We start from the raw sequence: 12,798 nt of genomic DNA, 5'->3' as shown, positions 1-12,798 counted from the left end.
AAGCCATGGCAGTTCACGGCCACAACCCGATCCTCGATCTCTATGGCACGCCGCGCGCCACCATACGATCGCGAGTGTCGGCGCGCGCCAAGGCCACGCCGCCCCGTCCGATCAGGACGACCCGGCAAAGATCGGCAGTTCGATTGTCAGTTTGACCTGTCTCAAAGACCACGGGCAGACAAGCCGCTAGCTGTAGACTTGTCGAGGACGTCCCAGCGGTGGTTGTTCCCCCGCAGCTCCTGCAGGCCGCGCCCTCTCTCCAGGGCGTGGCCTTTTCCTTTCGCGGGAAGGCCTTGTCTCTTGATCTGCATCAAGGAACGAATGCGCGGCAGATGGGACAAGGGTGGGTGAAATCGGATAGGTCCCATGAACCTCTACACTGCACCAGATCCCGATAACATCGAGCGGCTCAATGTCGAGCCGGTCAATGCCCGTCGCAACCGGCAGCCTCTCTACGCACCTCGGAGGAAGGTTTTTCCCAAACGTGCAGAGGGACAATTCCGTCGGTTCAAGTGGATCGTCATGCTGGTTACGCTCGGCATCTACTATCTCGCGCCATGGATTCGCTGGGATCGCGGTCCTTACGCGCCTGACCAGGCAATTCTCATCGACCTTTCCTCACGGCGCTTCTTCTTTTTCTTCATCGAGATCTGGCCTCAGGAATTTTATTATGTAGCGGGTCTCCTGGTCATGGCCGGGTTCGGGCTGTTTCTCGTCACTTCCGCGGTTGGCCGTGCATGGTGCGGCTACGCTTGTCCGCAGACGGTCTGGGTTGATCTTTTTCTCGTCGTCGAACGTGCGATCGAAGGCGATCGAAACGCGCGAATGAAGCTTGACGCTAACCCCATGAGCTTGGCCAAGCTGAGGAAGCGTGTCGTCAAACACTCGATCTGGCTGCTGATCGGCATCGTCACAGGCGGAGCGTGGATCTTTTATTTTGCCGACGCGCCGAGCCTGCTTGTTTCGCTGTTCACCGGCCACGCTCCTGCAGCCGCCTACACCACCGTCGCCATCCTTACTGCGACGACCTATGTGCTCGGCGGTCTCATGCGCGAGCAGGTGTGCACCTATATGTGTCCGTGGCCACGCATCCAGGGTGCGATGCTCGACGAAAATTCTCTCGTCGTCACCTACAATGACTGGCGAGGCGAGCAGCGGTCGCGTCACGCCAAGAAGGCTTTGGTCAATGGCCTATCGGTCGGGGATTGCGTGGATTGCAATGCCTGCGTGGCGGTGTGTCCGATGGGAATCGACATTCGCGACGGACAGCAGATGGAGTGCATCACATGCGCGCTCTGCATCGACGCCTGCGACGGTGTCATGGACAAGCTCGGAAAGCCTCGCGGCCTGATCGCCTACGCCACGCTAAGCGAATACTCGGGCAACATGTCGCTTGCCACCGACGAAGGACGAACGGCCGTCCAACCGTCCAGCGTTCGAAACGAGGATGGGACCTTCGTTCCGGCGATCCGGCACTTCAACTGGCGGATCATCTTTCGTCCGAGAACCGTGTTTTACGCAATCGCCTGGTCGTCGGTCGGCGTGGCGATGCTCGTCCATCTCACCTTTCGGGAGCGCCTTGAACTCAACGTCGTTCACGACCGAAACCCCCAATATGTTCTGGAAAGCGACGGCTCGCTGCGGAATGGCTACACGCTTCGTGTCCTGAACATGGTGCCGGAGCCGAGGGATGTGAACATAAGCCTGGTCGGGCTGGAGGGGGCGACGATGCGCATTCCCGAGTTCGGCAAGGAAGACGCTCGCAGCTTTACGGTCCATGCCGAACCCGACGCGGCCACGACGCTGAAGGTCTTCGTTACGCGCAAGCCTACCGGAGCCGCGATCAATGAATTTCTGTTCGTGATCGAAGATACCGAACATGCCGATCGGGCAACCTACCGCGCGGCGTTCAATGCACCGGGAGACATCAAATGAAGACCTCCGCTCAAGGTTTTACAGGCCTGCACATGCTGCTTGCGACCTCGGCATTCTTTGGCGTGGTGATCGCGGTGAACGTCACCATGGCCTTCTATGCCTCCTCCAGCTGGAGCGGTCTGGTCGTGGAAAACACCTATGTCGCCAGTCAGGAGTTCAACCGCAAAGCGGCGGCGATGAAGGCAATGGCCGCTTCCGGCATCGAGGGCGAGCTCTCCATAAAGGGGCACGAGATCCGCTACGATATTCACGACAAGAGCGGATCGCCTGCGATCGTCGACGACGTCATTCTGAATTTCAAACGTCCGGTCGGAGACCACGAGGACTTCCTCCTTACGCTCATGAAGACAGCCGCGGGGCGGTTCGAAGCGGAGCATGATCTAGCCGACGGTGACTGGATCGTCGAGGCCATCTCGCGAAACGGCGGCGTGGTCGTCATGCATGAGGCAAAACGCATCGATACCGCGGAGTTAGGCCAGTGAGCTGCTGTACCATGGACGCGGAAAGCGTGCTTGCCCTCAGCACGACATCATTCAGTGCCGAAGAGGTTCGCCTTGCCAGCCAGCCGCTCGGCGAAGGATTGCGCCAGCTGGACCTGAGCGTCCCCGACGCCCACTGCGGTGGCTGCATTTCGACCATCGAAAGGGCGTTGTTGGCGCTTTCCTTCGTCAAGACAGCGCGAGTTAATCTCACGGCTCGAAGGGTGAGCTGCGTCTACCAGGAGGAGATGGAGACACGCGCAACCGATCCGTCCAAGATCCTGGCAGCGATCAACTCGTCCGGATATCGCGCGCATCTCTTCACGCCCTCAGCTCCCGAGAACGACAAGACCAGAAATCAACTTCTCCTCGCGATCGGCGTGTCCGGTTTTGCGGCCGCCAACATCATGTTGCTCTCGGTATCGGTCTGGTCGGGCGCAGATGCTGCGACGCGCGACATGTTTCATTGGATCTCGGCGATGATAGCAGCGCCCGCGCTGGTTTATGCGGGGCGCTTCTTCTTCAGATCGGCCTGGAATGCGCTGCGGCACTGGCGCACCAACATGGACGTTCCGATTTCGCTCGCCGTGACGCTCTCCTATGCCGTTTCATTGTGGGAGACCGTCCATCACCGCGAGCATGCCTGGTTCGACGCTTCGGTCTCGCTGCTCTTCTTCCTGCTGATCGGCAGAACCCTCGATCATGTCATGCGGGAAAAGGCTCGGGCGGCGATCAACGGACTCGCAAGACTGGCGCCGCGCGGAGCATTGCTGATCAATCCGGACGGGTCGCGACGCTACATTGCGGTAGAAGAGATCGCGGCGGGGGATGAAATCTCGATAGCCGCAGGCGAACGGGTTCCCGTCGATGGCATCGTCGTCAGCGGAGAAAGTGACGTGGACCTCTCCATCGTCACCGGCGAGAGCAGCCCGGTCGCCGTCGTCAGCAACAGCGAAGTGAGTTCCGGGGCGATGAATCTGACCGGCTCCCTCGTGTTGCGGGCGACGAGAATTGCCAAGAATTCGCTTCTCTCGGAGATCATCGGCCTCATGGAAGCCGCCGAGGGCGGAAGAGCTCGCTATCGCAGGATCGCCGATCGCGCTGCGACGCTCTATTCCCCGGTCGTGCATCTGCTGGCGCTGGTCTCCTTCCTTGCCTGGGGCCTCCTGGGCGGAGACTGGAAACAGGCCATGCTGGTCGCCGTAGCGGTGCTGATCATTACCTGCCCATGCGCATTGGGTCTTGCCGTACCCGTGGTCCAGGTCGTCGCCGCGGGCGAACTTTTCCGGAAGGGCATCATGGTGAAGGACGGCTCAGCACTCGAAAGACTGGCCGAGACCGACACCGTGGCCTTTGACAAGACGGGCACCTTGACGATCGGCAGTTCGCGCCTTGTCAGAGTGGACGCCATGGACGAGAGCGCCACCGCGATCGCCCGTGGATTGGCGGCGCATTCACGGCATCCCCTTTCTCGGGCCCTGGTACGAGACACCGAGACCGACCTCATGTCCTTCGACATCGTCACGGAAATCCCCGGCGGGGGACTGGAAGCCAGGAACGGAGCAGATGTCTATCGATTGGGCAACGCGGCGTTTGCCTGCGGAACCAGCGTCGTGCCCCGCACCGCCGACAGTCCGTTCTCGGAAGTGGTCCTGTCGAAGAATGGCGTCGATCTTGCTCGCTTCTTCTTCGATGACACGCTTCGTCCGGGTGCTTGCGAGGCCATCGACCGGCTCGATGCAGCCGGCCTTGAAACGCTGATCGTGTCCGGAGACAGGCAGACCGTCGTCGACAATACGGCGCATGCCCTGGGTATCGACAGGGCTTTGGGCTCTCTGACGCCGAAACAGAAGGTCGAGGAATGCCAGAGGCTGAATGGCGAAGGTCGTCGCGTGCTCATGGTTGGCGACGGGATCAACGACGCCCCGGCACTTGCTGCCGCGCATGTCTCGATGGCGCCGGCCACAGCCTCCGATATCGGCAGACAGGCGGCCGACCTGGTTTTCTTCAACGATCGCCTTGACGCTGTTCCGGAAGCGATCGCCGTTGCGCGACGATCCGCCAGCCTCATCCGGCAGAACTTCGCTCTCGCCATCGGTTACAACGTTCTAGCAGTGCCGATCGCCATCGCCGGATTGGCGACGCCGCTGATAGCGGCGGTGGCAATGTCGACATCCTCGATCATCGTCGTGACGAACGCCCTGCGCCTGAACGCCTTCGGCAAGCGTCGGGATATGCACATTCGAGGGCGGATCGGCAGGAGTGCGGAGGTCAAAGCCGCATGAACATGTTGATCTATCTCATACCGATCGCGCTGTTGATGGGAGGAATAGGGCTCCTGGCATTCCTTTGGTCGCTGAAGAGCGGCCAGTATGACGACCTTCAAGGCGCCGCCTGGCGGATCCTCGCCGAGGACGAAACCGATCAACGAGAACCCTGACCGCACAGTGGGTCCAAACACGAAAGGAAGATGGATGCTTGCGAAAAATTCTATGCTTCTGCAGTCTGACCTGTTTGCTGGTTTGGATCAGGCGACTGTGGAGCAATTCACCGCAACGGCTGAGTTTCGAGCCTTCGCCGCTGACGAGAAGATCGTAGCCGTGGGCCAGCAGGCATCGTTCGTCTACTGCGTCATGAACGGGTTTGTCCGACTTTCAAAATCGGAATCCGCCGGGCGCGAGGCGGATATCTGCGTGTGCGAGCCGGGCGACACCTTTGGTGAATATCTACTCGCGGGGGGCGGCTCCTACGCTTATAGCGCGCGGTCCGCCGACGGGGCCGAGGTCGCGCTGTTTGCGCTTGCGGAGTTGCAGGCGTTCGCCGACCAACATCCGGTCGTACACAGGAACGTCATGCGCATCATGGGCAGGCACCTGCTGGGCGCGATGGATTGTATTGCCGGAGACCGCTTGCTCACAGCCGCGCAACGGGTGGCAAACTACCTTATGAGCCGCTGCCCCGCCTCGGCGGCCACCTCGCGGGTTACGTTCCGCCTTCCTTACCGAAAGCGAATCCTGGCCGGCAAACTGGGACTGGCGCCGGAAGCCCTTTCCCGCGCGTTTGCGGCGCTCGCCCCGTCGGGGGTCGAAGTCAGAGGCAAGGTCGTCCTCGTCGATAGCGTCGACCTGCTGCGGGAGGCATGTTAACCATTGGATCACCGGGCCACATGTTGAAGTTCGCCGCGCTGTTCCTGCCATTAACTACCATGTCAATGGGGTACCTGTTCGCCGCAGACTCAAGCCTCTCAAGGCCTCCACACACTACGAGTTCATTTGCAAAGCATGGGCTTCATAACCCGAGCGCTTCACCAGATTCGCTCTATCTAATGCCAGGTCTAAACATCCAGCGCGTGCCAATCATTTTATTATCTATCGCGGAGTTCGGGGAACCGGAAGAATCCGACTAGCCCAATAGTGTCGATCCTATTAGTAACGCAATGATGCGGGCATTTATTCCGACATAGGCTTTAAATGCTCGAGCCGAGTGCTTCAGATTACGGCGATATCACAAGCTTTTCGCGTGCCCAGGAAGCCCTGTTAACCCACGTTCGTTCACCTCTTGTACGACCCTTGGGACGGCATCGCGTTCTAGGTCAAGGTGGTTCATCAACGCGGACTCCACCAAGTTTGTCGCGGCGCCTAGTTCAGACATTGCGGCAATTAATTTCTCGAGGCTTTCGACAAATGCGGGCCTAAGTTCCGACGCAGTTATTTCCATTCGTAGAGGGTGAGTGCAAAAACAGAATCGTTGAACGATTTTACATGCCTCGCAATTCGATGCTTCTTCGGCGATTCTAGTAAATATCGCTTCTGCCGTTAGGGCGAGTTCGTCGGGGGACAATTTATCTGCCACGGCCCAGCTCTCTGGGATCTGCGGCCGCTTTCGATTCAACGCCGAGATTAGCGTCTCACTTCCAACAACATAAAAATCTAACAGAGTACCCTCCAACATCGGCCTGGTGAAAAAGCCCTTCTGAGGGATGTATTGGATCTTCCCTTCAGCTGCTAGTCGCTGAAGTGCTTCGCGAATTGGTGTTCGACCAAGATCAAGATTAGACGCCAGATCCTGTTCCCTGAGATGTTGCCCCGGCACACGGCCGTTATTGTGGAGAATTCGTCGAATAGCATCGTAGGCAATATCGGCCTTTGCAGGTTCTGGTTCAGTAGAAAAGTTTGTGTCAGCCCCACGCTGTGGGGGCGCGTTCTTGCAACACCGCATTTGATGGTTTTCCTCTGTCGATGTCCTTCGGGGACCCTACAGGAGCTTATTCATTGATATCGGGCGGCGTTCCGATTCAAGGCCGAATTAATTGGCCTCACCATATCGGCACGCGTTTTAACCCAGGCGAGATTCGGGACCTTTATAACAGCCGCGGCCGCAGCTGGCCGCTATCGCACTCTCTCGCCGCTGAGTTCAACGGAATGGGGCAAGAGGAAGCTGTCACGTTCTCCATCTAGGAGGGCGATCTTCATCTCTGGCCTGTCGGATCTGATTTTGTCTGGGTGCATGTTGTCACGTCGGTTCACCTAAGCCTCCCGTCGCTGACCGGGGTAGACCCCCGTGCCGCTTGTTGACCAGATCTAGACGGCGCTCCGCGATATATCAACACATAACATTGATATTTTTTTTGATATATTTTGGCCTATCGCGCCACCTTAACGTTTTGTTTTTTCTGCTGTTGGCAAAGAACTCAGGCAGCGTCTAATTAGTGACGCATTATCCAGCCCGCTGAAAGGTTTGCGCGGATTTCCGAGTTGGCGATTCCGGTTGGCGGATCGAAAAAGCTCTGGGTGTTTAGTCCCGGCATTTGATGGTGCATTATTTTCGTTAGAATGGAGGGAGGCACTATGGGCCCTAGTAGCCGAGACGAGAGGAGCTAGCAGACTGGATGCGCGACCGACCCAGTCAGCCATTACGGATCGCGAGATGTCTATCCCTAACCGCTCGTACATCTCGGATAAGCGATAGAGGGGAATGTGATCGTCGAATTTAGCGATCATGATATGGGCGGGCAGTCCCGGCCCGGGTTTGCCGCGCTCGATCGGCAGGATCGGCATCTCGCCAGCTACCGTCGTATCGCCATCCCTGCAGATCATGCGCTTTTCGACATGGCGGACAATCTTAACCGACCCCGGCACGTGCTCCAACACCTGGACCACCCTGTCGGCCGCCTTCAGGAACGATGCGCCACCACAGGTCGGGCAGATGCCGACGTTCCGCGTCACTTCACAGCGGCGTCACCGTCGGCTTCGTTTTGTTTCTGTTGATTGAAAAAGAATCGTGATCGCCCGCACTTCCTACCAGGCAAACCGCCATGCATACCGCATTGTCGGGGGAACAACCTAGTTCCATAAATCGGTGTTATCCCACACGACAACACTGATATAGCGGGGTCAACGGTTCTAGCACGGCGCTTTCGAGGCCAGCGCCCGGCTTGTTGCTAGGATGTTGATGTTCTTGGCTAAAAAGATCGCATAATGGATCGAAGGGACCTGGCCCGACAGGCGAGCAAAGAAAGATAAGGTCGACAGGCGCATTGCTTCTTCGATGAGGGTTCGGCAGTTCATGCGTGACGACGGTGGCGCCGATCGAGCGGGCCTTCGCCCGCGCGCGCCGGCAACGCCGGAGCTCTGGATGTGCTACATAGACCGACGTCGGGGTTGCGGAAAATCTTTTAAGACTTCGACGATGCGCAACAAGGAAGCTCGCCGATAAGTCCGTGCGCCCACGTGCGACTTTTGATTCAGTACGGTTCGACTTCGCTAATGTGGCCTCACGCGGCTCAGCCCACATTTGACTAGCCATATATTCTGCCCGGAAACGATGCGGTGGATCTGATAGGAGCATGGCTATAGACGGGCAGTCCGGGAATCGTTATTCCGGACGTACCATCCCATCACCAAGTCATCCCGTGGATTTTCCAAGGCCATTTATATTGAAAAAAGTGCAACGCAGTTTTGCCGTCGAATACAAAACCGGCAGACGAAAACTCGATACCAGGTCGAACTCGATCTGGGGCAACGTGGACCTAAAGTCCGTCGCTCGCGACCTAGACGCAGAGGCAATACCTTTTCTGTCGGATAGCTCTCAGAGTGGCAAATCCTACAGCGAAATTTCTTTACCAAAACCAGATAAGGCCGAGTCGTTGTTGACACCGCCTCTCGGGCCACCGACAACTGCATCGGATACACAGGAGATAGGCATGGCCGACGAGACCGATACTGCAACCAGGGCTGATGTGCCGACCGTTGTCGAAACACCAATTGCGCCGAAGAAACAGCGCAAACCCCGGGCCAAGAAAGCCGCGGCACTCGAAACCGCGTCAGCTGATACTACGGCAGAGCCAGCAGCTGCTCTGGCCGGCGCCGGTGGTGTGAAGAGGAGAGGGCGCAGGACAAAGGTGGTCGAAGCTGCTGCGAGTGCCAAACGCGCACCTGTGCGCCGTGCTCCAAAGGCCGTGGAGCCGGCGCCGGCCGCACCGATGACGGCGATCGACGAGATGGCAGACCTTTTGCAGTTGGAAGAGGAAAATCAGCGACTGCGCAAGCTTCTGGCTGAAAAGCTTCGCGCTGAAAATGCCGATCTGCGCAAGCGGCTCAAGCTCGATTGATATAGGCAGCCGATCAACCGCCGGCCGCATTTCCATGCTTATCAAGAGATACAATTTGGCAACAGTGAATGCTGTTGCCGGAACTAAAGCTCACTGCCCGCTTGCGGGATAAAACGCGAGGTCGGATAGATGGCGTCTCCCTGGAAATTTCTTGCCCGACTGGTCTCACCGAGACTCGAACAAAAGCGAGAAAACGGCTCGACCGAAAATGTTTCGCGGGAGGCGTCGCCGAGTTCTGGTTCGACTGAAACGCCTGCCGAGGACAGCCTGAATAGCGATGGTCGGCCGGCAGGCGAGGACCAACCTCGTCACGGTCAACCCGGTGCAATTTCTCTCAAGCCTGTGCATTCCGAAGAAGCTGAAAACGACGTCCACGACAAGGTCGACGGCGAAGTCGCCAAAATCGTGGAGGCCGCTGATCTCGCTATATCCGGTGGTACTGGTATTGACGTCACCGCTGCACATGATGCCGCTAGGATCAAGCGAACTGCCGAGGTCGGACCGCGCGAGCAAAGGAGCCGCAGCAAGGAAGCGGTGGCAACTGCGAACGATCCCCAGGTTATCCACACTGCAAACGAGATGAGCCTCGATGACGAGATCAGGGTGCTCAGGGATCAGCTGGCCAGAAAGCTAACGTTGCAAAACGCGCAGTTGAGAAAAATGCTAGAGCGGTTTGAACGGTGAGCGTGGCGCGCTACCTGCCCTTTTAAGCTTGTTGTAGGTGAACAATCTCAGATTTGAATAGGGTGTCGCCGGTCGAGTCCTTTCAAACCGCCCTCACTACGACGCCAGCCTGATTTGATTCAACCACGCCGACTATAACTATATCGATGCCCCAACCACTCGATGCCTTTCCCGTCGGCCAGGGTGAAATATTGATCCTTGCTATCAGAATCCGGGCCATCGAACCGTGTCACCTGACGCATTCGCATGAGGGTCCCGGCACTTCCACCGTCGCTCCATGCGGCGATCGGGAAGAAATCCAGGTCGATCGTTTTGCCGTCACCAGCATTCCTGCTCCAGGCCGGCATCAGGCCGACCGGATCACGTGTATCGAACGAGACATATTGCCATCGGGCCTCAACGCGGTCGAAAGTAAGGAGATCGGTTCTTTTCACGCCCCGTCGCGAGATATCGTCCGCTGGCCGGATGATTTCCTGAAGCAGCGAACCCATCATGAGGCGTTCGGCGACAAGCCCTCTCGATGTCTCGGGCTCGGCGCCCGGTTTTGCCCAGCGGGTCTCGGTCAAATCCCACAGCCCAACCCGCCTCGCGAGGCTCTTGCCTTCGGATCCCAGCTCGTTCAGTTCAACGCCGTTGGTTGCTTCGGCACTCGATGCGAAGGGATACGAGGTCGTCGCCCTCGTTCGCTCCCAGGCAAAAGCCGTTGACCTCGCCGGCGCCGAGCTCGTTGAAGGCGATGCTCGCGATCCCGCCGCGCTGACCCGCGCCATCGCGGGCTGTGATGCCGTCGTCAGTTCGCTGGGCACGGCCATGAGCCCGTTCCGGGAGGTGACCCTGCTCTCCACGGCGACGCGCGCACTGGTCGGCGTTATGGAGCAGCAGAATATCCGCCGGCTGGTGTGCATCACTGGGCTGGGTGCCGGCGATCTCGCATCGAGATCTTGTTTTACGTTCATCTGCTTAAGACCAAAAGCAGGTGTCTCACTCGCTTCTAAATCGTTCTCACGTTCCTCATCATGATCCGCATTGCGCGAATAGCTGCTTCGAGGTCTTGCGGGTCAACGCCTTTTATCAGCGCGTCTTCACGCGCCAGGGCAATGCGGATGACCGTTGCGTGGAGTTCGTAGCCTTTGTCGTTAAGCCACCAGATCCGCTTACGAGGGTCCTTTTCCGACGTGACCGAACCGAGCAAGCCCATTTCATCGAGCGTCGCCAAAGCACGACTGGCTGCAGCTTTGTCCAGATTCACGACCTCACAGATCCTTGCGGCCGTGATTTCGGGTTCTATGGCAAGCATCGCGATCGTCCGCCACTCCGTAATGCCAATGCCAAATCGTTCGCGATATATAGCCGACGCACCACGCGAGAGCGCATTGTTGATGCTCGAGAGAAAGAACGGGATGTAGTTGGTGATGTCGAGAATCTCGACCCCGTCTCGTAGCGTTGTCGGGTGGGAGATCCGGGCCTCAGGGCAAATCGCATCGGGTTCGGCACCTTGAAGCTTCTCGCGCATCTCATTTCGATCCATCAGGCAGTTTCTTTCAGCGCCTTTGCTAGGCCGACAATGTCGAAGTCCCGAGCTGCGAGCGCGTCCAGCGACACACCATTCGGATGTCGAAGAAGCTGTCTTGCGGCCATATGTTCGCCCGCGGCATTGATTGTCTCAAGGCACACTAATTTGCCCATCTTGAACCGAAAAACAAGCTGTCGCCCACCTGGCCGTTCCACCGAGACGTCATCGTCCGCCGACTGACCGAGACCTGCAATCTGGAGCTTCAGGCTTCCTTGGTCGCTCCAGAACCAAGGCAAGGCGTTGTACGCCATGCTCTTGCCGGTAATCCGCATGGCAATGGTACGGGCGTGATCGGTTGCTGCCTGTACCGATTCAAGCCTTATGAGGGTCCCTGAAGTGGGGCAGGGAAAGGCTGCACAATCGCCCAAAGCCGAAATTGATGCGTCCGCCGTCATCAGCGCTCTGTCGACCACGATCCCGTTGTTAACCTGAAGACCTGCAGTTTCGGCGAGCTCAGTGTTGGGACGGACGCCTGCGGCAAGCAGGATCATGTCGCCTTTGATACTGCGACTGTCGGAAAGCCGGACGCCGCGTGCCAGACCATTGTGACCTGTTTCGACTTCGACCACGGAGGCACCCAAGATGAGTTCGGTGCCGATTTGCTCATGATATCTGCGAAATGTCTCAGACATTGCTTCCGAAACCGCTCGCGCCATAAGCCTTGATGCCGCTTCAACCACTGTGACGTGATGACCGGCAGCGACAGCGACCGCAGCAAATTCGAGGCCGATGAAGCCCCCGCCGATGACGATCACCTTCCGTGGTACGGTGAGAGCATCGCGGAGCCGGTCCGCGTCCCCTGTCGTTTTGAGACTGTAGACATTACCGGCGTCCAACGCCGGTATGGGAGGTACAAAGTTGCGCGCACCGGTGGCAAGGATCAAATCTTGATAAGGCACAGTCCTGCCTGTCGAAGTCTCAACTGTTTGGGACGATCTGTTGATGCCGATCACCCGCTCTGGCGCTATCAGCTCGATCTCGCTTCGCTCAAAGAAGCTCGCCGGTCGTAGTTGTACGAGCTCGGCACGCCCGTCCTTCAGATATGACTTGGAAAGAGGTGGTCGCTGGTAGGGGAGGGCTTCCTCATCGCCGATCATGGTGATCGGCAATCTATATCCTTCCTGCCGCAAGCTGGAAGCCAATTGGAAGCCGCCCTGGCCGGTTCCGATGATGACGACCCCATGGCTCATGTCTGGCTCTCCGGCAGGTGAATGACGAGACCATCAAGCTCCGGCCGTAGGCGGATCTGACAGGAAAGGCGGCTTGTCTGCTTCACTTCGCAGGCAGCGCTCTCCAACATATCCTCTTCACCATCGGCACGATCGCCGACTGCCTCCAACCATGCTTCATCAACATAGCAATGGCAGGTGGCGCACATCATTGATCCGCCGCATTCGGCGACGATGCCAACCACGTCATTGGCAAGTGCCGCCCGCATGACATTGTCTCCGTCGGCGGCGTCCACGGCAGTTTCCCTGCCGTCGTAGGAGATAAACAAAATCTTAGTCATGGCAGCC

Annotated in this window: 13 protein-coding genes and 2 pseudogenes; 9 read left to right on the top strand and 6 right to left on the bottom strand. The window is 58.1% G+C overall.

The window, feature by feature from the left end:
- Positions 1–5 precede the first annotated feature (5 nt).
- The 6 genes and pseudogenes from ACM5SV_RS01940 (at position 6) to ACM5SV_RS01915 (ending at position 5,560) form a co-directional block, all read left to right on the top strand.
- Positions 6–190 (top strand): annotated as a pseudogene (locus ACM5SV_RS01940) (hypothetical protein).
- Positions 191–366: 176 nt separating this feature from the next.
- Positions 367–1,935: a cytochrome c oxidase accessory protein CcoG gene (gene ccoG / locus ACM5SV_RS01935; protein WP_419424977.1), complete on the top strand. Its 1,569-nt coding sequence runs from the start codon at positions 367–369 to the stop codon at positions 1,933–1,935.
- Entirely contained in the window at positions 1,932–2,417 is a 486-nt protein-coding gene (locus tag ACM5SV_RS01930; RefSeq protein ID WP_131586619.1) for a FixH family protein, read from the top strand. The genes ccoG and ACM5SV_RS01930 overlap by 4 nt, the downstream gene beginning before the upstream one ends.
- On the top strand, positions 2,414–4,699 hold the full coding sequence (locus tag ACM5SV_RS01925; protein WP_131586617.1) for a cation-translocating P-type ATPase: 2,286 nt from the start codon (positions 2,414–2,416) through the stop codon (positions 4,697–4,699). Before ACM5SV_RS01930 ends, ACM5SV_RS01925 begins: the two co-directional genes overlap by 4 nt.
- Positions 4,696–4,854, top strand: coding sequence for a cbb3-type cytochrome oxidase assembly protein CcoS (gene ccoS / locus ACM5SV_RS01920; protein ID WP_003549679.1), 159 nt, complete (start codon positions 4,696–4,698; stop codon positions 4,852–4,854). The genes ACM5SV_RS01925 and ccoS overlap by 4 nt, the downstream gene beginning before the upstream one ends.
- Before the next feature lie 34 nt (positions 4,855–4,888).
- Positions 4,889–5,560, top strand: a complete 672-nt coding sequence (locus ACM5SV_RS01915) for a Crp/Fnr family transcriptional regulator (RefSeq protein ID WP_131586615.1) — start codon at positions 4,889–4,891, stop codon at positions 5,558–5,560.
- Between the two features lie 358 nt (positions 5,561–5,918).
- Here ACM5SV_RS01915 and ACM5SV_RS01910 read toward each other — a convergent pair whose 3' ends face one another.
- On the bottom strand, positions 5,919–6,632 hold the full coding sequence (locus ACM5SV_RS01910; protein WP_003549684.1) for a GntR family transcriptional regulator: 714 nt from the start codon (positions 6,630–6,632) through the stop codon (positions 5,919–5,921).
- Between the two features lie 617 nt (positions 6,633–7,249).
- Positions 7,250–7,618, bottom strand: a pseudogene (locus ACM5SV_RS01905) (IS66 family transposase); the annotation flags it as partial.
- 731 nt (positions 7,619–8,349) lie between these two features.
- On the opposite strand from ACM5SV_RS01905, the gene ACM5SV_RS01900 reads away from it, so the two are divergent.
- The gene (locus ACM5SV_RS01900; RefSeq protein ID WP_419425046.1) at positions 8,350–9,024 is read left to right on the top strand and encodes a transcriptional regulator; all 675 of its coding nucleotides are present in this window, start codon (positions 8,350–8,352) and stop codon (positions 9,022–9,024) included.
- A gap of 129 nt (positions 9,025–9,153) precedes the next feature.
- Positions 9,154–9,708 (top strand): hypothetical protein, encoded by a 555-nt coding sequence (locus tag ACM5SV_RS01895; protein WP_419424976.1) that lies wholly within the window; start codon positions 9,154–9,156, stop codon positions 9,706–9,708.
- A gap of 119 nt (positions 9,709–9,827) precedes the next feature.
- Here ACM5SV_RS01895 and ACM5SV_RS01890 read toward each other — a convergent pair whose 3' ends face one another.
- A complete protein-coding gene (locus ACM5SV_RS01890; RefSeq protein ID WP_419424975.1) occupies positions 9,828–10,274 on the bottom strand; it encodes a hypothetical protein in 447 nt (148 codons plus the stop codon).
- Between the two features lie 31 nt (positions 10,275–10,305).
- Between ACM5SV_RS01890 and ACM5SV_RS01885 the strand changes: the two genes are divergently transcribed.
- Positions 10,306–10,728 (top strand): NAD(P)-dependent oxidoreductase, encoded by a 423-nt coding sequence (locus ACM5SV_RS01885; protein WP_419424974.1) that lies wholly within the window; start codon positions 10,306–10,308, stop codon positions 10,726–10,728.
- Here ACM5SV_RS01885 and ACM5SV_RS01880 read toward each other — a convergent pair.
- Genes ACM5SV_RS01880 through ACM5SV_RS01870 form a run of 3 tightly spaced genes read right to left on the bottom strand, consistent with a single transcriptional unit; the run spans position 10,700 to position 12,791 of the window.
- Positions 10,700–11,236 (bottom strand): MarR family winged helix-turn-helix transcriptional regulator, encoded by a 537-nt coding sequence (locus ACM5SV_RS01880; protein ID WP_245510411.1) that lies wholly within the window; start codon positions 11,234–11,236, stop codon positions 10,700–10,702. The genes ACM5SV_RS01885 and ACM5SV_RS01880 overlap by 29 nt on opposite strands.
- The gene (locus tag ACM5SV_RS01875; protein ID WP_419424973.1) at positions 11,236–12,471 is read right to left on the bottom strand and encodes an NAD(P)/FAD-dependent oxidoreductase; all 1,236 of its coding nucleotides are present in this window, start codon (positions 12,469–12,471) and stop codon (positions 11,236–11,238) included. Before ACM5SV_RS01875 ends, ACM5SV_RS01880 begins: the two co-directional genes overlap by 1 nt.
- Entirely contained in the window at positions 12,468–12,791 is a 324-nt protein-coding gene (locus ACM5SV_RS01870) for a 2Fe-2S iron-sulfur cluster-binding protein (protein WP_130663779.1), read from the bottom strand. Before ACM5SV_RS01870 ends, ACM5SV_RS01875 begins: the two co-directional genes overlap by 4 nt.
- Between the last annotated feature and the right edge of the window lie 7 nt (positions 12,792–12,798).

It is taken from the genome of Rhizobium sp. CRRU65, from assembly GCF_048551595.1.
Lineage (GTDB): Bacteria > Pseudomonadota > Alphaproteobacteria > Rhizobiales > Rhizobiaceae > Rhizobium > Rhizobium leguminosarum_J.
Note: the sequence above shows the minus strand (reverse complement) of the source record. Positions and strands in the feature narration are given on the sequence as shown.

What these genes read in the sequence shown, in the direction of transcription:
- ACM5SV_RS01895 (WP_419424976.1), top strand. Translation starts at nt 9,154, where the DNA reads ATGGCGTCTCCCTGGAAATTTCTTGCCCGACTGGTCTCACCGAGACTC.
- ACM5SV_RS01875 (WP_419424973.1), bottom strand. Translation starts at nt 12,471, where the DNA reads ATGAGCCATGGGGTCGTCATCATCGGAACCGGCCAGGGCGGCTTCCAA.
- ccoG (WP_419424977.1), top strand. Translation starts at nt 367, where the DNA reads ATGAACCTCTACACTGCACCAGATCCCGATAACATCGAGCGGCTCAAT.
- ACM5SV_RS01910 (WP_003549684.1), bottom strand. Translation starts at nt 6,632, where the DNA reads ATGCGGTGTTGCAAGAACGCGCCCCCACAGCGTGGGGCTGACACAAAC.
- ACM5SV_RS01930 (WP_131586619.1), top strand. Translation starts at nt 1,932, where the DNA reads ATGAAGACCTCCGCTCAAGGTTTTACAGGCCTGCACATGCTGCTTGCG.
- ACM5SV_RS01870 (WP_130663779.1), bottom strand. Translation starts at nt 12,791, where the DNA reads ATGACTAAGATTTTGTTTATCTCCTACGACGGCAGGGAAACTGCCGTG.
- ACM5SV_RS01915 (WP_131586615.1), top strand. Translation starts at nt 4,889, where the DNA reads ATGCTTGCGAAAAATTCTATGCTTCTGCAGTCTGACCTGTTTGCTGGT.
- ACM5SV_RS01880 (WP_245510411.1), bottom strand. Translation starts at nt 11,236, where the DNA reads ATGGATCGAAATGAGATGCGCGAGAAGCTTCAAGGTGCCGAACCCGAT.
- ccoS (WP_003549679.1), top strand. Translation starts at nt 4,696, where the DNA reads ATGAACATGTTGATCTATCTCATACCGATCGCGCTGTTGATGGGAGGA.